The sequence below is a fragment of the Streptococcus sp. KHUD_016 genome, from assembly GCF_051106465.1.
Lineage (GTDB): Bacteria > Bacillota > Bacilli > Lactobacillales > Streptococcaceae > Streptococcus.
Window position 1 is genome coordinate 372,903 of record NZ_CP193663.1, and the last position, 18,734, is coordinate 391,636.

Consider the following 18,734-nt stretch of genomic DNA (forward strand, 5'->3'; position numbering starts at 1 on the left):
AGGCCTTATTGTTATGGTTTGATAACTTCAGCTCCACCCATGTATGGACGAAGTGCTTCTGGAATAGTTACAGAACCATCTTCATTTTGATAGTTTTCAAGAATGGCAGCCACTGTACGTCCGACTGCAAGTCCAGAACCGTTCAAGGTGTGAAGGAGTTTCACCTTGCCATCCGCTTCATCACGGTAACGGATTTGAGCACGACGGGCTTGGAAATCTTCTGTATTCGAACAGCTTGAGATTTCACGGTAGGTATTTTGGGCTGGAATCCAAACTTCCAAGTCATAAGTCTTGGCAGCTGAGAAGCCCATGTCCCCAGTAGAGAGGGCAACGACACGGTATGGAAGGTTGAGTTTTTGAAGGATGTTTTCAGCGTTGGCTGTCATTTTTTCCAATTCTTCGTAAGATTCTTCTGGTTTGGTAAATTTGACCATTTCAACCTTATGGAATTGGTGCAGACGAATCAAGCCGCGTGTATCACGACCAGCAGAACCAGCTTCAGAACGAAATGAAGGACTCATAGCAGTGAAGTAGATTGGTAGGTCTTTACCGTCAAGGATTTCATCACGGTAGTAGTTTGTAAGAGGCACTTCAGCTGTAGGAATGAGGACATAATTAGTGTCTTTCAATTCAAAAGTGTCTTCCTTGAATTTTGGATATTGACCAGTACCAAACATTGAGTCATGGTTAACCATGTATGGTGTGATGACTTCGGTATAGCCCTCTTTACCATGCTCATCCAACATGAAGTTGTAGATAGCCCGTTCCAAACGAGCCCCAAGTCCTTTATAGAAGAGGAAACGAGCGCCCGTTACCTTACCACCGCGTTCCCAGTCAAGGATACCCAAGTCTTCACCAAGATCCCAGTGAGCTTTTGGTTCGAAGTCAAACTCGCGTGGGCTACCCCAACGGCGGACTTCCACATTGTCATCTTCATCAGCCCCAACAGGAACACTGTCAGCTGGGATGTTTGGAAGAGTAGTGGTAAATTCTGTTAATTTAGCATCGATTTCTGCCAATTCAGCATCCAAGGCTTTGACTTCAGCAGATAGGGTTTGCATTGCAGCAATCTTGTCATCGGCATTTTCCTTGTTGCGCTTGGCTTGGGCAATCTCAGCAGAAACTGTGTTACGTTCTGCTTTTAGAGTTTCAACCTTGACCAAGACGTCACGACGTTTAGCATCGATTTCTTTCATCTCATTTAAGATAGCAGCATCTACACCACGTGTAGCTAATTTTTCAGCGACAGCATCAAAATCTGTGCGAATACGTTTAATATCTAACATAAGAACTCCTTTATGAAAAAAGCACACCTGACAAAGCGTTGGAGTGGCAGGGCCACGGTTCCATCCAACTTCACAGGTGTGCACTTGATTATATATGTAATTGTGAACAACGGTAGAATTTCACCTATCCCTCCTATCTGCTCGCAGCACCCGCAGACTTTCTGAAAGAAGGAGATAACTTACTTATCCGTTGCTATGATTATACTAAAGTTTCTACTTTTTTGCAAATAGATTTTTAAATTTTTGACCAATGGTCTGAATCAAAGTAGGAAGTTTGACAACCTTGTCGTTTCCTAATTTTTCACGAGCGATTTTGAGGATAGCTCCAGAGTCTTTTGAAGCAAAAAGGAATTTTCCTTGATCAGTGAAGACTTCAAAGTGGCGGCTGATCTTGCGACCACTTACGTTGGCTCCGATTTGCTGAATGCTGGACCAGGGGATTTGGATATATTGTTCGACATTGACATCAGGATAAAACTCTAAGGCTTGATCCCCAACTAGAAATTTTCCAACTTTTCCAGAGATAGAGAGGTAAGATGTCCCAGTAGTTTGGAGGTCAATGACTTGATTGAGTGATTGGGCCATGATTAGTCTTCCTTACTTTCACCGAAAAAGGCATGATAGAGAGCCTTGATAGCTGCTTTTTCTTGCTCTTTATTGACAACAAACATGATGGAAACTTCACTTGAACCTTGGGACATCATCTGGATGTTGATTTTATTCTCAGACAAAGCACGTGTTGCAGTAGCAGTTACCCCGATATGGCTCTTCATCTTTTCTCCAACAATCATAATGATGGAAAGGTCATGTTCGATTTCAGCATGGTCCACTTCAGCCTTTTGAACGAGTTGACGTAGGATTTCTTCTTCTTTGATAGGAGTTAATTCACGGGAGCGGAGGATGATTGAAAGATCGTCAATACCTGTAGGCATGTGTTCCCAACCGATGTTGAGGTCCTCAAGGATTTGCAGAACCTTGCGACCAAACCCGACTTCGCGGTTCATGAGGTATTTTGACATGTTGATGCTGACGAATCCTGAGTCACCTGCAATCCCTACTATTGGGAATTTATCACTACTGTGTTCTAAAACAATGCGTGTTCCTGGGTGGTCAGGGTTGTTGGTATTCTTGATGACAAGAGGAATTTTTCCGCGGTAAGCGGGTAGAAGAGCTTCGTCATGAAGAACTGAAAATCCAGCGTAAGCCAACTCACGCATTTCACGGTAGGTTAATTCAGGAATGGAGTGTGGTTGGTGGATAATACCAGGGTGGGCAGCAAAGATACCATCTACGTCTGTAAAGTTCTCATAGAGATCAGCCTTAACACCTGCTGCAATGATAGAACCTGTGATATCTGAACCACCACGTGAAAAAGTACAGATTTGATTTTCCTTAGTCACACCAAAGAAACCAGGGATGACAAGGACTTCGTTGCTATCAGCCAAGCCTTCAATCTTGTCATAACTAGATGGGATGATGCGTGCGTTTCCTGGTTCACTTGTGACAACGATCCCAGCTTTTCTTGGGTGAACATAGCGTGCATCGATACCGTTTTGGTTAAAGTAGGCTGCAATCAATTTGGCATTGTTATTTTCTCCAGCCGCTAGGAAGGTATCATAGAGAAATTCATTGTCCTCTATAGGAAGAGTTGCCAAGGCCCGAATACTTTTAGAGATTTTTTCTAAAACAGCAGGTTTTAACCCTAGTTCACTAACCATAGCGGCATAACGGTCAATGATCCAGCTTTGGCTAGCACTGATGTCATTTCCAGCCACATAGTCGCGATAGTATTTAATCAAAGCATCAGTTACCTTGGTATCTTCAGCATTGCGTTTGCCGGGTGCAGAAACGACTACAAAACGGCGTTCTTTATCACTTTTAACGATGTTTAAAACTTTTTCTAACTGACCAGCAGAGGCAAGCGAGCTTCCGCCAAATTTTACAACCTTCATAAGGACTCCTCAAGTAAGTATTTTATACGATTATAGCAGAAAGAGGGGTATTTTTCAATGAAGAAAATAACTTCCTATTATAATAGAAGAAAACACTAACTTATTTTGAAAAGGGATAACAGTTTAAAAGTAAGGGTGTCAAATTTTACTCACACTCATAAATGATGGGTAAATAATCAGCTGAGACACTTTCCTTTAGTTTTTCCTTGCCTCTTTATCCAAAAAAAGGTATACTTTGATGATAAAACAATTTTATTGCCTTATAAAAGAAAAGGAGAAGCTATGAATCATATCTTATATCAGATCGTAGATGATCTGGCTATCATTACTTTGAATCGTCCCGAAGTGGCAAATGGTTTCCATATCCCAATGTGTGAGGAAATTTTAGAAGCTTTGACTCTAGCGGAGCAGGATCAAGCTGTGCAGTTCATCTTGATTAATGCGAATGGGAAGGTCTTTTCAGTTGGAGGAGACTTGGTTGAGATGAAACGCGCAGTAGACGAAGATGATATCCCTTCTTTGAATAAGATTGCAGAATTAGTCAATACAATTTCTTTTAAAATCAAGCAAATTCCTAAACCTGTTTTGATGGAGGTAGATGGAGCGGTTGCTGGTGCTGCAGCAAATATGGCAGTAGCAGTTGATTTCTGTTTAGCGACTGACAAGGCAAAATTCATTCAAGCCTTTGTCGGAGTTGGATTGGCGCCAGACGCTGGTGGGATTCATCTCTTGAGTCGTAGCATCGGGGTAACACGGGCTGCACAACTTGCCATGACAGGTGAAGCCTTAACTGCTGAAAAAGCGCTAGAATGGGGCGTGGTATACCGTGTTTGTGAAGTTGACAAATTAGAAAAAACAAGAGAACAAGTTCTGAAAAAATTAAGAAGAGGTTCAGCAAACTCATACGCAGCGATTAAAAAGTTAGTTTGGGAAAGTCAATTCAAGGATTGGCAGAATTATGCTGAATTAGAATTGAAACTACAAGAATCGTTATCTCTAACTGAAGATTTCAAAGAAGGGGTTCGAGCGCATTCTGAAAGAAGAAGACCAAAATTTACAGGAATGTAAAAAAATACTTGCACAATTTTTTGAAGTTTGTTATACTTCTTTTATCAAATGTTTTGATTGTAAAAGCTTTTTGAGGGGGAGGGAAACGATTTGGACTACCAACAAGTAAATGATTATCTAACATCTATTTTTAATAACGTCCTTGTGATTGAGGAGGTTAGCTTACGAGGTAGTCGATTCAAAGACATCTCCATCAAAGAAATGCACACGATCGATGTGATTGGGAAGTTCCCGGAGGCAACGCCAAGTAAGGTTTCCAAAGAACTGATGGTAACTCTTGGAACAGTGACGACGAGTTTGAATAACCTGGAGAGAAAAGGTTATATTGAGCGTATTCGTTCTGACCAAGACCGTCGAGTGGTCTATCTGCATTTGACAAAGAAAGGTCGTTTGGTTCACCGCCTTCATAAACGATTCCACAAGGCTATGGTCGAAAAAATCATCGATGGCATGAGCCCTGAGGAAAAAGAAGTCATGGGCAGAGGCTTAACGAAACTTTATCAATTTTTGGAGGATTTGAAATAATGGCTTTTGCAAAGATAAGCCAGGTTGCTCATTATGTTCCAGAGCAAGTGGTCACTAATCATGACTTAGCCCAAATCATGGACACAAGCGATGAGTGGATTTCAAGTCGGACAGGAATTAAACAGAGACATATTTCAAAAACAGAGTCTACAAGTGACTTGGCGACAGAAGTTGCTAAGAGCTTGCTGGCTAAAGGGAGCTTAACAGCGGATCAGATTGATTTTATCATTGTAGCGACGATTACCCCAGACTCGATGATGCCTTCCACAGCAGCTCGAGTTCAGGCAAATATCGGAGCGCACAGAGCTTTCGCCTTTGATCTGACAGCAGCTTGCAGTGGCTTTGTATTCGCTCTCTCAACTGCAGAAAAGTTTTTAAGTTCTGGACAGTTCAAAAAAGGGATTGTTATCGGGGCTGAAACCTTATCCAAGGCAGTTGATTGGTCAGATCGTTCGACAGCTGTTCTCTTTGGAGATGGAGCTGGTGGGGTTCTCTTGGAAGCGAGCGAAACACGGCACTTCCTTGTGGAAAGTCTCTATACAGATGGCTCTCGGAGCGAGTGTTTGACCTATGGTCAAACGGCTTTGGCTTCTCCTTTCTCGGATCAAGAAGCAGTTCCTGCTTTTTTGAAGATGGATGGACGAGCAGTTTTTGATTTTGCAAATCGTGATGTTGCTAGATCGATCAAAGAAACCATTGAAAATGGTCCAATCGCAGCATCGGAATTGGATTATCTATTGCTTCATCAGGCAAATATCCGCATTTTGGATAAGATGGCTAAGAAGATCGGCGTAGACCGAGACAAGCTTCCTGCCAATATGATGGAGTATGGAAATACCAGTGCAGCAAGTATCCCGATTTTGCTCTCAGAGTGTGTGGAAAATGGCATGATTCGTTTAGATGGTAGCCAGACGATTCTCCTATCAGGCTTCGGTGGAGGTTTGACATGGGGCACACTCATTCTTACAATCTAGGTAATCATGTGGTAAACACATAGTTATAAATTTTTTATATTTTAAAGGAGTCCTATCATGGCAGTATTTGAAAAAGTACAAGAAATTATCGTTGAAGAACTTGGGAAAGACGCATCAGAAGTAACACTTGAATCTACTTTTGATGATTTGGATGCAGATTCATTGGACTTGTTCCAAGTAATCTCTGAAATCGAAGATGCTTTCGATATCCAAATCGAAGCAGAAGATAACTTGAAAACAGTTGGTGACTTGGTTGCCTACGTTGAAGAGCAAACAAAATAATTAACATATTACTAGAAGGAGTAGGGGAAACCCACTCCCTCTTGTTTAGGTAATAGTTTGAAACTCAAACGATAAACTCATCGAACTATTACGTAAGCAAAGAATGATGGAGGCACTATGAAAACACGTATTACAGAATTATTGAACATTGATTATCCTATTTTTCAAGGAGGAATGGCCTGGGTTGCAGACGGTGACTTGGCTGGTGCAGTATCAAAAGCTGGTGGTCTAGGAATTATCGGTGGTGGGAATGCACCTAAAGAGGTCGTAAAGGCTAATATCGATAAAATCAAATCACTTACGGACAAACCTTTTGGTGTCAACATCATGCTCTTGTCACCTTTTGTAGAAGACATCGTTGATCTCGTGATTGAAGAAGGGGTCAAGGTGGTTACAACTGGTGCAGGAAATCCAAGTAAATACATGACTCGTTTCCATGATGCAGGAATTACAGTTATTCCTGTTGTTCCAAGTGTTGCTTTGGCAAAACGCATGGAAAAAATTGGTGCAGATGCGGTTATTGCAGAGGGAATGGAAGCCGGTGGACATATTGGTAAATTAACAACGATGACCTTGGTTCGCCAAGTTGCTGCAGCTGTTTCAATTCCGGTTATCGCAGCTGGAGGAATTGCGGACGGTGAAGGTGTCGCTGCAGGCTTTATGCTTGGTGCAGAGGCTGTTCAAGTTGGTACGCGTTTCGTAGTAGCCAAGGAATCTAACGCCCATCCAAAATACAAGGAAAAAATCTTAAAAGCGCGTGATATCGATACGACTATTTCAGCTCAACATTTTGGACATGCTGTTCGCGCCATTAAAAATCAGTTGACACGTGACTTTGAACAGGCTGAAAAGGATGCCTTTAAACAAGAAGATCCAGATTTAGAAATCTTTGAGCAAATGGGAGCTGGTGCTCTTGCTAAAGCCGTTGTTCATGGAGATGTAGAAGGTGGATCCGTCATGGCAGGTCAGATCGCTGGTTTGGTTTCTAAAGAGGAAACTGTCGAAGAAATCCTAAAAGATCTATACTATGGCGCTGCCAAAAAAATTCAAGAAGAAGCCTCTCGTTGGGCAGGAGTTGTAAGAAATGACTAAAACAGCCTTTCTATTTGCCGGTCAAGGTGCTCAATATCTTGGGATGGGACGAGACCTCTATGAACACTATCCTATTGTCAAGGAAACCATTGATCAAGCTAGTCAAGTACTGGGTTATGACCTTCGTGACTTGATTGATAAGGAAGAAACAAAGTTAAACCAGACTCGTTATACACAGCCAGCTATTTTGGCGACCTCGGTTTCTATTTACCGACTATTGAAAGAAAAGGGTTATCAGCCGGATATGGTAGCAGGATTGTCTCTTGGTGAATATTCTGCTCTTGTAGCAAGCGGTGCCTTGGACTTTGAAGAGGCAGTTGCCTTGGTTGCTAAGCGCGGGGCTTATATGGAAGAGGCGGCGCCTGCTGGTTCAGGCAAGATGGTAGCCGTCCTCAATACTCCAGTAGATGTGATAGAGGAAGCTTGCAAAACTGCTTCTGAAGTCGGTATAGTCACTCCAGCTAACTACAATACTCCAAGCCAAATCGTCATTGGTGGTGAAGTGGCTGCAGTTGACCGTGCGGTCCAACTCTTGCAGGAAGCAGGAGCCAAACGATTGATTCCTTTAAATGTATCTGGTCCTTTCCATACAGCTCTTCTTGAGCCAGCCAGTCAGCAACTAGCTGGAGCTCTTGAAGGAGTGAGTTTCTCTGACTTTACTTGCCCACTAGTCGGCAATACGGAAGCTGCTGTTATGGAAAAAGGTCGAATCCAAGAGCTTTTGACGCGTCAGGTCAAAGAACCTGTTCGTTTTTATGAAAGTATTGCTGTGATGCAGGATGCTGGGGTAACCAACTTTATTGAAATTGGTCCTGGAAAGGTCCTGTCAGGCTTTGTCAAAAAAATCGATAAAACAGCTCAGCTAGCTAACGTTGAAGACCAAGCAAGCTTGGATGCTTTGTTAGGAAACTAATGATCCCTTCTCCCACAAAATACAACAGGAAACAGGAGAAATAGAATGCAACTTACAAACAAAAATGTCTTTGTAACAGGTTCAAGTCGTGGCATCGGACTTGCCATTGCTCACAAATTTGCCCACCTAGGCGCTAATGTAGTCTTGAATAGTCGAGGAGCAATCTCAGAAGAATTGCTGGCTGAGTTTTCAAACTACGGCGTCAAAGTAGTACCGATCTCAGGTGATGTTTCAGACTTTGCAGATGCCAAGCGTATGATAGATCAAGCGATTGCAGAACTCGGTTCTGTCGATGTCTTGGTCAACAATGCTGGGATCACTCAAGATACGCTTATGCTCAAGATGACCGAAGAAGACTTTGAAAAAGTGATTAAGATCAACTTGACAGGTGCCTTCAACATGACGCAAGCAGTATTGAAACAGATGATCAAGGCACGTGAAGGTGCGATTATTAACATGTCTAGTGTGGTCGGTTTGATGGGAAATATCGGACAAGCCAACTATGCAGCTTCTAAAGCAGGTTTGATTGGTTTTACCAAGTCAGTTGCACGTGAAGTTGCCAATCGCAACGTACGCGTAAATGCTCTTGCACCAGGGATGATCGAGTCAGATATGACTGCTGTTTTGTCTGATAAGGTTAAGGAAGCGACATTGGCCCAAATCCCAATGAAACAGTTCGGTCAAGCAGAACATATCGCAGATGCTACAGTGTTCCTGGCTGGACAGGATTATTTGACTGGACAAGTTCTCGCAGTTGATGGCGGACTTAGCATGTAAAAAATAAGGAAAGATATAGGTAAGACAGATGAAACTAAATCGAGTTGTAGTAACAGGTTACGGATTGACCTCTCCTATCGGAAATACTCCAGAAGAATTTTGGAACAGTTTGCAAACTGGGAAGATTGGAATTGGAGAAATCACTAAGTTTGACCACAGCGAATTTGCTGTGCACAATGCGGCAGAAGTTCAAGATTTCCCATTTGATAAATACTTTGTCAAAAAAGATACCAACCGTTTTGACAACTATTCTTTGTATGCCTTGTATGCGGCTCAAGAAGCGGTGACAAATGCAAATCTTGATGTAGAAGCAATTGATAAAGATCGCTTTGGTGTCATCGTGGCTTCTGGTATTGGGGGAATTAAAGAAATCGAAGATCAGGTTATCCGTCTTCATGAAAAAGGTCCAAAACGCGTTAAACCAATGACACTTCCAAAAGCCTTGCCAAATATGGCTTCAGGAAATGTTGCCATGCGTTTCGGAGCAAACGGTATCTGTAAATCAATCAATACAGCCTGCGCCTCATCAAATGATGCCATCGGAGATGCCTTCCGTTCTATCAAGTTTGGTTTCCAAGATGTCATGTTAGTTGGTGGATCAGAATCATCTATCACTCCTTTTGCCATCGCTGGTTTCCAAGCATTGACTGCCCTATCAACTACAGAGGATCCAACTCGTGCTTCTATCCCATTTGACAAAGACCGTAATGGTTTTGTGATGGGAGAAGGTTCAGGTATGTTGGTTCTTGAAAGTCTTGAACATGCTGAAAAACGTGGCGCAACTATCTTGGCTGAAGTAGTTGGCTACGGTAATACCTGTGATGCTTACCACATGACTTCACCTCATCCAGAGGGTCAAGGTGCTATTAAGGCTATGAAGTTGGCTTTGGAAGAAGCAGAAATTTCTCCAGAGCAAGTGGCTTACGTCAATGCCCACGGAACTTCAACTCCTGCTAATGAAAAAGGAGAAAGTGGTGCGATCGTAGCTGTTCTTGGTAAAGAAGTACCTGTATCTTCAACTAAGTCCTTTACAGGACACTTGCTTGGTGCTGCAGGGGCGGTAGAAGCAATTGCTACCATCGAAGCTATGCGTCATAACTTTGTACCAATGACGGCTGGAACAAGTGAGTTATCAGACTATATCGAAGCGAATGTCGTTTATGGACAAGGCTTGGAGCAAGAAATCCCTTATGCTATTTCAAACACTTTTGGTTTTGGTGGACACAATGCGGTTCTTGCTTTCAAACGTTGGGAGAATAAATAATTATGAATTTAAATGAAATCAAGGACTTGATGGCTCAATTTGACCAATCAAGTTTGAGAGAATTTTCTTATAAAAATGGAACGGACGAATTGCAGTTTAGTAAGAATGAAGCAAGAATGGCTTCTGAAGCATCAGCTCAAGTTGCTCCAGCGCCAGCTGCAGTGGCTCCTAGTCCAGTAGTTTCTGCCCCTTCAACTCCAGTAGAGAGTGCAGTGGAAGAAGCTCCAGCACCAGCTGAAACGACTGTTGCTCCAGAGGGTGATGTCGTTGAAAGTCCACTTGTAGGGGTGGCTTACTTGGCCGCTGGACCAGATAAACCTGCCTTTGTCACAGTTGGAGACAGTGTTAAAAAAGGTCAGACTTTGGTGATCATCGAAGCCATGAAGGTCATGAATGAAATTCCTGCACCTAAGGATGGTGTGGTGACAGAAATTCTCGTTTCAAATGAAGAAATGGTTGAGTTCGGTAAAGGATTGGTACGCATCAAATGATCGATATTCAAGGAATCAAAGAAGCTCTACCCCATCGCTACCCCATGCTCCTAGTGGATCGTGTCTTGGAAGTGAGCGAGGATACCATTGTTGCCATTAAAAATGTGACCATCAACGAACCTTTCTTCAATGGTCATTTTCCACAATACCCAGTCATGCCAGGTGTTCTTATCATGGAAGCCTTGGCTCAGACTGCTGGTGTCTTGGAATTGTCTAAGCCTGAAAACAAAGGAAAGCTGGTCTTCTATGCTGGCATGGACAAGGTTAAGTTCAAGAAGCAAGTTGTACCAGGTGATCAATTAGTCATGACAGCTACTTTTGTCAAACGTCGTGGTACGATTGCCGTGGTTGAAGCAAAGGCTGAAGTAGATGGCAAGCTTGCAGCGAGTGGTACTCTTACCTTTGCAATTGGAAACTAAGGAGGTTCTCCATGTTTCGTAAAATTTTGATTGCCAACCGTGGTGAGATTGCGGTTCGCATTATTCGAGCTGCACGTGAATTGGGCATTGCGACTGTAGCAGTCTATTCAACTGCTGATAAGGAAGCTCTTCACACACTACTAGCGGATGAAGCCATTTGTATCGGACCTGGTAAGGCGACAGAATCTTATCTCAATATCAATGCAATTTTGTCTGCTGCGGTCTTGACAGAAGCAGAAGCCATCCACCCAGGTTTTGGTTTTCTTAGCGAAAACTCCAAGTTTGCCACTATGTGTGATGAAGTGGGGATTAAGTTTATTGGCCCTTCTGGCGCTGTAATGGATACCATGGGAGATAAGATCAATGCGCGTGAACAAATGATCAAGGCTGGGGTTCCAGTTATCCCAGGATCTGATGGTGAAGTTCACACGGCTGAAGAGGCCCTTGCAGTTGCAGAAAAAATTGGCTATCCTGTCATGCTTAAGGCATCGGCAGGTGGTGGTGGAAAAGGGATTCGTAAGGTTGAAAAGGCAGAAGACTTGGTCGCAGCCTTTGAGACAGCATCCAGTGAAGCCAAGGCCAATTTTGGAAATGGCGCTATGTATCTTGAGCGTGTGATTTATCCAGCTCGTCATATCGAAGTTCAGATTCTTGCAGATCAAGAGGGTCATGTTGTCCATCTTGGTGAACGGGATTGTTCACTCCAACGGAATAACCAAAAGGTCTTAGAAGAAAGCCCATCCATTGCGATTGGCAAAACCCTTCGTCATGAAATTGGTGCTGCAGCCGTTCGTGCAGCAGAGTCTGTAGGTTATGAAAATGCAGGGACGATTGAATTTCTTCTCGATGAAGCCAGTGGCAATTTCTACTTCATGGAAATGAATACTCGTGTGCAAGTTGAACACCCAGTCACAGAGTTTGTTTCAGGTGTTGATATCGTGAAGGAGCAGATTCGCATTGCTGCCGGGCAACCTTTACCTTTCAAACAAGAAGATATTGTCCTACGAGGTCACGCTATCGAATGCCGGATCAATGCGGAAAATCCAGCATTTAACTTTGCTCCAAGCCCAGGTAAAATTACCAACCTCTACCTTCCAAGTGGAGGAGTTGGATTGCGTGTAGACTCTGCAGTCTATCCAGGTTATACCATTCCTCCTTACTATGATAGTATGATTGCTAAAATCATTGTTCATGGGGAGAATCGTTTTGATGCCTTAATGAAGATGCAACGGGCACTTTATGAACTTGATATTGAAGGAGTGCAAACCAATGCAGACTTCCAGTTGGATCTGATTTCAGACCACCGAGTTATCGCTGGTGACTACGATACTTCCTTCTTGATGGAAACTTTCTTGCCAAAATACCAAGAAAAAGAATAGACTTTCAAATAGTATGAGAACTAAAAGGGGGAGTTATGGCTCTATTTAGTAAAAAGGATAAGTATATTCGGATCAATCCTAACCGTTCCGTAAGGCAGAAACCACAAGCCAAGCCTGAGGTTCCGGATGAACTCTTCTCCCAGTGTCCTGGTTGTAAACACACCATTTACCAAAAGGATCTTGGGAGCGAACGAATTTGTCCCCATTGTAGCTATACTTTCCGTATTTCAGCTCAGGAACGCTTGGATTTGACGATTGATTCTGACACCTTTGTGGAGATGTTTACGGGTATTGAAACTCAAGATCCATTAAACTTTCCTGGCTACCAGAAAAAACTAGCTAGTATGCGTGAAAAGACAGGTTTGGATGAAGCAGTACTGACTGGTACAGCTAGCATCAAGGGACAAAAAGTTGCCCTTGGGATCATGGATTCAAACTTTATCATGGCTTCTATGGGAACCGTTGTGGGTGAAAAAATCACGCGCTTGTTTGAGTATGCAACGGTAGAAAACTTGCCAGTCGTTCTCTTCACAGCTTCTGGTGGAGCCCGTATGCAAGAAGGAATCATGAGCTTGATGCAGATGGCTAAGATTTCTGCGGCAGTTCAACGCCATTCCAAGGCAGGACTTTTTTACCTAACTATTTTAACCGATCCGACAACAGGTGGGGTGACCGCTTCTTTTGCTATGGAAGGTGATATTATCCTAGCGGAGCCACAGAGTTTGGTTGGTTTTGCTGGACGTCGTGTTATCGAAAATACAGTTCGTGAGACCTTGCCGGATGACTTCCAAAAGGCAGAATTTCTGCTTGAACATGGATTTGTTGATGCAATTGTCAAACGGAGAGAATTGCCTGAAACAATTGCTAAATTAGTGAGATTGCATGGAGGAAGTCGCGGATGAATATTGCAAAAATAGTCAGAGAGGCACGCGAGCAGAGTCGCTTGACTGCACTTGATTTTGCCAATGGAATCTTTGACGAGTTTATCGAATTGCATGGAGATCGCTCTTTCCGCGATGATGGTGCGGTTATCGGTGGAATTGGCTGGTTAGGTGATCAAGCAGTGACTGTCGTTGGTATCCAAAAGGGAAAGAGTCTTCATGATAATCTCAAACGAAATTTTGGGCAACCTCATCCAGAAGGCTATCGTAAGGCCTTGCGCCTGATGAAACAGGCAGAAAAGTTTGGTCGTCCAGTTGTGACCTTTATCAATACGGCGGGTGCTTACCCAGGTGTTGGTGCCGAGGAACGTGGACAAGGTGAAGCAATTGCCCGAAACCTGATGGAAATGAGTGACCTCAAGGTTCCAATCATCGCGATTATTATCGGTGAAGGTGGATCTGGTGGAGCCCTAGCTCTAGCAGTAGCTAACCGTGTTTGGATGTTAGAAAACTCAATCTACGCAGTACTTAGCCCGGAAGGATTTGCCTCTATCCTTTGGAAGGATGGAAGTCGTGCTATGGAAGCAGCGGAATTGATGAAAATCACTTCACATGAACTTCTAGAAATGGGAATCGTAGATAAGGTCATCTCAGAAGCAGGGCTGTCAAGTAAAGAACTGCTAGGTTGCGTTAAAAATGAATTGCGTGCAGAACTAGATAGGTTGCAAGAACTACCACTCGACCAACTTATCGAAGAACGTTACCAACGCTTTAGAAAATACTAAGAAAATTTAAAAGCTAGAACAATTTGTTCTAGCTATTTTGATAATAGAGCATGGATAAACATGAATACTCTAGATAAATAAGAAAAACAAATCAATAGTATATCCTCTATATTCCCCTAATAGAGAGTTTACCATTAGGAGAGAAAGAATGAAAAAGACAATACATTTAGGAATCTGTATGATTTTAATGTTCCTGTACATTTATTTAACGCCATTAGGAGCCATAACTCTAGCTAGGATCTTCGGTTTAGGAATGGACAGCTATATAATCTTCCTAGTTGGAGAAGTGTTGCTTATTTTCTTTTTATTCGTTTTGTGGTTGAAAAAGAAGCAGATGCTCTTTATCTTTGAGAAAAAGAGTTGGCGCTGGTCTTATCTCGCTTTCCTAGTGGCTTGTTTTCTTATCTATTCTTTTTTAAATGGATTTAGAATGCAGAATATTCGATTGATTGACCATAGTTTTATTTTCCAAGACCTTCTTTCAGAACTTTACTTAAACGGAAGAGAAACGACTCTATCAAGTCTTGTATTTTTAATCTTTAACATTTCGATTGTACCTGTTGTTGAGGAGACAATCTATAGAGGTTATTTTATGAATACCTTCTTTCCGAAGTCGGAGTTTTATTTGGATGTGATTTTGTCTTCTTTCATCTTCGGGCTCAGTCACTTGGTTCTATCTCATCGTGACCCCATCAGTCTCCTAATGTATAGTATTCTCGGTCTTCTATTTGCAATCGCTTATCGAGTTACGGGTAGTCTTCGATTTACCATTGTTTGTCATAGTTTCTATAATGCGATTCCTTATGCTCCGTCGCTCTTATTTTATATCTATTATTTGATTTTTAGATAGTAGGAAGTAAAGAAAAAAGTGTTTGATAATTGTCAAACACTTTTTCTAATTTAATGGGAAGATAGAGAAATCTCTTTTATCAATTTCTTATTTCTCAATGAGTAAAGCTACCATTTAGGGTGAAAAATTGACAGTTGAGGAGATAGGCTATAAAATAGACAAAAAGATGTGTACTGTAGATGTAAGCTTACAAAAATTTATTTTAAGGAGCTACTTGACATGATTGGTACAGCTACATTTACAGTTCTTTCATCTGAGGACTTAGAGCAAGTTTCAGGTGGTGGCATGATTTGGTTGGTTGATGATAGACATTGGGCTTCGCCATATGCATATAGTTTGGCGACAGAGTGGAGTACAATACTGAATCATGCGACTAGACGTGCTTATGGTATTGGCTATTGATAAATTAAAGGGGTAAGTATGAAAAAACTAGGGCATTTGGGAGTCTTTACATCACTGGTATTTCTATCGGTCTATCTACCAGAGTTAGGGATTATGCATCTAACTAAGTTTTTAGGATGGGGGATAGATGCCTATTCTATCTTTTTAACAGTTGAAGTAATAGCTCTTTTGCTATTATTTATCTACTGGCTCAAAAAGAAAGAGATGCTCTATATTTTTGAAAAAAAGGGCTCGAAGAAGTCAAGATTCTTTTACCTTGTAGTTGGTCTAGTGGCTACTTATTTTGATCGTCAATTGGTGGATGCTTTTCAGTTACGGTTTCATCACCTAATTGATAACAAGTATATCTTTCAAGACCTTCTTTCGATTCTATACTCCAATGGGCAACCAACTTTTCTATCAACTGTTCTCAGTTTTAGTTTAACAGTAGTCTTCGCACCTATATTAGAGGAACTGATTCATAGAGGGTACTTTATGAATACCTTTTTCCCCCAGTCCAAGTACTATCTGGATGTTATCCTATCTGCTCTTATCTTTGGACTTAGTCATTTGATCCTAACTCACCGAGATCCTATCAGTTTGATTATTTATAGTTTAGGCGGTCTTTTCTATGCCCTTGTCTACCGTTGGACAAAGAACTTAAAAATTACCATCCTGTGCCATAGTTTTTTCAACTTTCTTATTTATGCAAAACCCATCTGGATTTTTGTTTATAATTATGTCTATTACCACTTTTTTAGATAGTGGTAGGCAAAGAAAAAAGTGTTTGATAATTGTCAAACACTTTTTCTTTTTACTGTTCTTCTGTTACAAACTGGCTGAGTAGTCCGTTGATAAAACGGGCAGATTTTTGATCTGAGAAGTCCTTTGCAAGCTCGATAGCTTCGTTAACAGCAACCAACTGTGGAGTGTCAAATGAAGTGATTTCAAAGACTCCCAAGCGAAGGAGGTTTCTCTCCACGAGTGTTAAACGCTCGATGGTCCAACCTGCTTTTAAATGCTGTGTGATTTGCTTGTCTAGTTCTTCCTTTTTAGCTTGAACACCAGAAACTAGCTCTGTCAAAAAGGCTGGAAGTTGCACATCCGTATCTTCACGATCATGAGTATAGGCGAAACGACAAGCAGTTTCGACATCCGTACCGAACTCAAGACTCATGAGTGCTTGAAAAGCGCATTTACGGAGTTGGCGTCTAGATTCTAATAGTGGACTAGTCATTGAGGAAGTCCTCGTCAAATAGATCTTTCAATTCTGGTTTTGGTGTTTTATCTGGAACGATACCTGCAACGTGAATATTGATAGCAGCGAGTTCTACATCAGCCATATTACGGACGGCATCTTTGACCGCTTTCTGGATAGCAACCGCTACTTTAGGAACTTTTACTCCGTACTCTAGGTAGAGGTAGATATCAGCTGTGAGTTCTTCGTCCACGTTTTTTAGATAAACGCCACGGCCGAGTGAAAGTTTTGAGAGGGTATCAGATACTGATTTGTTTGAAAAAGAGTGAACACCCTCTACTTTTGCAGTAGCAATAGCAATGATTTTTTCAAGTACACGTGGGGCGATAACAATTTCGCCAAGTTGTTCTTCAATTCCCATAGAATGACCTCTTTCTAGAGATTAGGCACGAGAAACGTAAGTTCCTTCTGCAGTGTTGATAACGAGTTTTTGTCCTGCTTCGATGAAGTCTGGAACGTTTACGACAAGTCCAGTTTCCATCGTTGCTGGTTTACCAGAACCTGTAACCGTAGCACCTTTGATAGATGGTTGAGTTTCTGCAACTGTCAATTCAACAGTAGTAGGAACGGTGACACCAATCACTTCAGTTCCGTAGAATTGGATCTTCACATCTGAGTTTTCAAGGATGTAAAGCAATTCGTTTTCAACGTTGACTACAGGGATTTCGTATTGGTCGTAAGTTTCTGTATTCATGAAGTAGGCTGTGTCATCCATTTTGTACAAGTATTGAGCTGGGACAGTCTCGATGATAGCTTGTTCAAATTTTTCCTCTGGACGGTAGCTTGTGTCAAATGTAGAACCAGTACGGACATCACGCAATTTCATACGCATGATGGTATTTCCTTTACCTGGTTTGTGGTGGCTAGCTTCCAAAACGCGGATCAATTTTCCGTCAGCTGTTTCAAAGGTCATACCAGCCTTTAATTTACTTGCTTCAATCATGTTTTTACCTCTTTAATAAAATAATTTACTCTTTATTGTACCATAAAAGACAACATTACTCAAATATCAGAAGGAGCTTAATTAGTTGACTGGTACGATATTTCCATCTTCGTCTTTAGTAACGAGGACGTATTTTCCATCGACTTCGATGTAAAAATTCTTGCTGGCAGTTTGCCCAGTATTTTGAGCCGGTGCTTGATTTTGAACTTGTTGGCTTAGTTGACCACCGAGAGTTTGGCCAAGATTCATGCCCATAAACATGTTCATCCCATTGCCATTTCCTTCGTTGGAAGCTGCAGCAATGAGTGCTTCGTTACGCGCACGGCGTTCTTCGATTTCAATCGTGTTGTACTTCATTGCCACGAGCTCACTATCAAGCTTGCGAACGATATCAAGACTTTCTTGGTCGTAGCTGAGGTCTTCAAGCAAGATATTAGTTGCTTCAATCCCGTAGAGGCCTGTCCAAACCTTGTTGACCTCTTGTTTAGCGAGTTCGTTAAAGGTGTCTTGGTTGGCATTGAGGCTATAGATATCAACCTTGTTTTCGTTGGTATATTTGGCAATGGCAATCGCGATTTTCGGTGCGATATTTTGACGGAGCGTTCCTTGAGCTACATCTTGGAGAGTAAATGGCTGTCCGTCAGTAATTTGACGGCTAACAGAGCTCACGTAGAAGAGGACTGGATCTGCTATTTTTACATCAAACAAGCCATAGAAACGGATGTTAAGCAGTTGTTGATAACGTTCGCTGAAATATTCGACCGCATTTTGTGTGCCGAACTTATTACCTGCAATAGGTTGCATGCGGATAAAGATAATTTCTTGTTGGGTGATGACTTGTCCACCAAAAGAGAAACGGTTTTTAAAGTTTTCCCAAGTGCCTTTTAAACCACCTTTTTCAAGGAGCCAGGCGTTATCACCAGCTTGCCATTCGTGGCTACCAGCTTCGAGAACTTCACCAAGGAAGGTACCGTTGTTTACCAAAAGAGCGGTATAGCCTTGGGGAACGATAACCACACTGCCATCCGACAAGAGTCCAGTATTTTGATTGCTGTGACGAGAACGTCCATCTGGGTCTTTTGTGAGTAATTGTCCCTTGACGGCCAAGGCGTCGCCAGAGACATTATCTGGAAGGACAATGGCTTCCTTGAATTTACTATCATTAAAACTATTTAAGCCTGCTGATAAGGCTGCACGTATAAATCCCATAATTC

The 18,734-nt window shown here is 42.0% G+C and carries 23 protein-coding genes; 16 read left to right on the forward strand and 7 right to left on the reverse strand.

Annotated elements, in window-relative coordinates; genetic code table 11:
* Window positions 1-11: 11 nt before the first annotated feature.
* From serS to ACORHV_RS01695, 3 genes are all read right to left on the reverse strand, one after another.
* Window positions 12-1,286: a serine--tRNA ligase gene (serS, locus tag ACORHV_RS01685; protein WP_000884223.1), complete on the reverse strand. Its 1,275-nt coding sequence runs from the start codon at window positions 1,284-1,286 to the stop codon at window positions 12-14.
* A gap of 213 nt (window positions 1,287-1,499) precedes the next feature.
* Entirely contained in the window at window positions 1,500-1,871 is a 372-nt protein-coding gene (locus ACORHV_RS01690; RefSeq protein WP_000079378.1) for a DUF956 family protein, read from the reverse strand.
* Window positions 1,872-1,873: 2 nt separating this feature from the next.
* Window positions 1,874-3,238 carry an aspartate kinase gene (locus ACORHV_RS01695; RefSeq protein ID WP_000869639.1) on the reverse strand — a complete coding sequence of 455 codons (1,365 nt, stop codon included), beginning with the start codon at window positions 3,236-3,238 and terminating at the stop codon, window positions 1,874-1,876.
* A 282-nt stretch (window positions 3,239-3,520) separates the two neighbouring features.
* Here ACORHV_RS01695 and ACORHV_RS01700 point away from each other — a divergent pair, with 282 nt between their 5' ends.
* The 16 genes from ACORHV_RS01700 (at window position 3,521) to ACORHV_RS01775 (ending at window position 16,084) form a co-directional block, all read left to right on the forward strand.
* Window positions 3,521-4,306 carry an enoyl-CoA hydratase gene (locus ACORHV_RS01700; protein WP_001015588.1) on the forward strand — a complete coding sequence of 262 codons (786 nt, stop codon included), beginning with the start codon at window positions 3,521-3,523 and terminating at the stop codon, window positions 4,304-4,306.
* A 90-nt stretch (window positions 4,307-4,396) separates the two neighbouring features.
* Window positions 4,397-4,831: a fatty acid biosynthesis transcriptional regulator FabT gene (gene fabT / locus ACORHV_RS01705; protein WP_000386334.1), complete on the forward strand. Its 435-nt coding sequence runs from the start codon at window positions 4,397-4,399 to the stop codon at window positions 4,829-4,831.
* A complete protein-coding gene (locus ACORHV_RS01710; protein WP_000852970.1) occupies window positions 4,831-5,805 on the forward strand; it encodes a beta-ketoacyl-ACP synthase III in 975 nt (324 codons plus the stop codon). The genes fabT and ACORHV_RS01710 overlap by 1 nt, the downstream gene beginning before the upstream one ends.
* Before the next feature lie 57 nt (window positions 5,806-5,862).
* Window positions 5,863-6,087 (forward strand): acyl carrier protein, encoded by a 225-nt coding sequence (locus ACORHV_RS01715; protein WP_000257840.1) that lies wholly within the window; start codon window positions 5,863-5,865, stop codon window positions 6,085-6,087.
* A gap of 117 nt (window positions 6,088-6,204) precedes the next feature.
* The gene (fabK, locus tag ACORHV_RS01720; protein ID WP_000857451.1) at window positions 6,205-7,179 is read left to right on the forward strand and encodes an enoyl-[acyl-carrier-protein] reductase FabK; all 975 of its coding nucleotides are present in this window, start codon (window positions 6,205-6,207) and stop codon (window positions 7,177-7,179) included.
* A complete protein-coding gene (fabD, locus tag ACORHV_RS01725) occupies window positions 7,172-8,092 on the forward strand; it encodes an ACP S-malonyltransferase (protein WP_000167654.1) in 921 nt (306 codons plus the stop codon). Before fabK ends, fabD begins: the two co-directional genes overlap by 8 nt.
* Window positions 8,093-8,137: 45 nt before the next feature.
* Window positions 8,138-8,869: a 3-oxoacyl-[acyl-carrier-protein] reductase gene (fabG, locus tag ACORHV_RS01730; RefSeq protein WP_001177607.1), complete on the forward strand. Its 732-nt coding sequence runs from the start codon at window positions 8,138-8,140 to the stop codon at window positions 8,867-8,869.
* 28 nt (window positions 8,870-8,897) lie between these two features.
* The gene (gene fabF / locus ACORHV_RS01735) at window positions 8,898-10,133 is read left to right on the forward strand and encodes a beta-ketoacyl-ACP synthase II (protein WP_000774051.1); all 1,236 of its coding nucleotides are present in this window, start codon (window positions 8,898-8,900) and stop codon (window positions 10,131-10,133) included.
* A gap of 2 nt (window positions 10,134-10,135) precedes the next feature.
* A complete protein-coding gene (gene accB / locus ACORHV_RS01740; protein WP_001052304.1) occupies window positions 10,136-10,624 on the forward strand; it encodes an acetyl-CoA carboxylase biotin carboxyl carrier protein in 489 nt (162 codons plus the stop codon).
* Entirely contained in the window at window positions 10,621-11,043 is a 423-nt protein-coding gene (gene fabZ / locus ACORHV_RS01745; RefSeq protein WP_000565515.1) for a 3-hydroxyacyl-ACP dehydratase FabZ, read from the forward strand. The genes accB and fabZ overlap by 4 nt, the downstream gene beginning before the upstream one ends.
* A gap of 11 nt (window positions 11,044-11,054) precedes the next feature.
* Window positions 11,055-12,422, forward strand: a complete 1,368-nt coding sequence (accC, locus tag ACORHV_RS01750; RefSeq protein ID WP_049519395.1) for an acetyl-CoA carboxylase biotin carboxylase subunit — start codon at window positions 11,055-11,057, stop codon at window positions 12,420-12,422.
* Between the two features lie 35 nt (window positions 12,423-12,457).
* A complete protein-coding gene (accD, locus tag ACORHV_RS01755; RefSeq protein ID WP_001173376.1) occupies window positions 12,458-13,324 on the forward strand; it encodes an acetyl-CoA carboxylase, carboxyltransferase subunit beta in 867 nt (288 codons plus the stop codon).
* Complete coding sequence (locus tag ACORHV_RS01760; RefSeq protein WP_001017372.1) at window positions 13,321-14,088, forward strand: acetyl-CoA carboxylase carboxyl transferase subunit alpha; 768 nt, start codon at window positions 13,321-13,323, stop codon at window positions 14,086-14,088. Before accD ends, ACORHV_RS01760 begins: the two co-directional genes overlap by 4 nt.
* 148 nt (window positions 14,089-14,236) lie before the next feature.
* Window positions 14,237-14,938, forward strand: coding sequence for a CPBP family intramembrane glutamic endopeptidase (locus tag ACORHV_RS01765; RefSeq protein ID WP_247942763.1), 702 nt, complete (start codon window positions 14,237-14,239; stop codon window positions 14,936-14,938).
* A 219-nt stretch (window positions 14,939-15,157) separates the two neighbouring features.
* On the forward strand, window positions 15,158-15,340 hold the full coding sequence (locus ACORHV_RS01770; RefSeq protein ID WP_434398513.1) for a hypothetical protein: 183 nt from the start codon (window positions 15,158-15,160) through the stop codon (window positions 15,338-15,340).
* Between the two features lie 18 nt (window positions 15,341-15,358).
* Window positions 15,359-16,084 carry a lysostaphin resistance A-like protein gene (locus tag ACORHV_RS01775; RefSeq protein WP_434398515.1) on the forward strand — a complete coding sequence of 242 codons (726 nt, stop codon included), beginning with the start codon at window positions 15,359-15,361 and terminating at the stop codon, window positions 16,082-16,084.
* Between the two features lie 49 nt (window positions 16,085-16,133).
* Here the strand turns inward: ACORHV_RS01775 and nusB are convergent, their stop codons facing one another.
* From nusB to ACORHV_RS01795, 4 genes are all read right to left on the reverse strand, one after another.
* Window positions 16,134-16,556, reverse strand: coding sequence for a transcription antitermination factor NusB (gene nusB, locus ACORHV_RS01780; RefSeq protein ID WP_000203659.1), 423 nt, complete (start codon window positions 16,554-16,556; stop codon window positions 16,134-16,136).
* Entirely contained in the window at window positions 16,549-16,938 is a 390-nt protein-coding gene (locus tag ACORHV_RS01785; protein WP_000510584.1) for an Asp23/Gls24 family envelope stress response protein, read from the reverse strand. The genes nusB and ACORHV_RS01785 overlap by 8 nt, the downstream gene beginning before the upstream one ends.
* Window positions 16,939-16,959: 21 nt before the next feature.
* The gene (gene efp / locus ACORHV_RS01790) at window positions 16,960-17,520 is read right to left on the reverse strand and encodes an elongation factor P (RefSeq protein WP_000568640.1); all 561 of its coding nucleotides are present in this window, start codon (window positions 17,518-17,520) and stop codon (window positions 16,960-16,962) included.
* An 81-nt stretch (window positions 17,521-17,601) separates the two neighbouring features.
* Window positions 17,602-18,729 (reverse strand): SPFH domain-containing protein, encoded by a 1,128-nt coding sequence (locus tag ACORHV_RS01795; protein WP_049550251.1) that lies wholly within the window; start codon window positions 18,727-18,729, stop codon window positions 17,602-17,604.
* Window positions 18,730-18,734 lie beyond the last annotated feature (5 nt).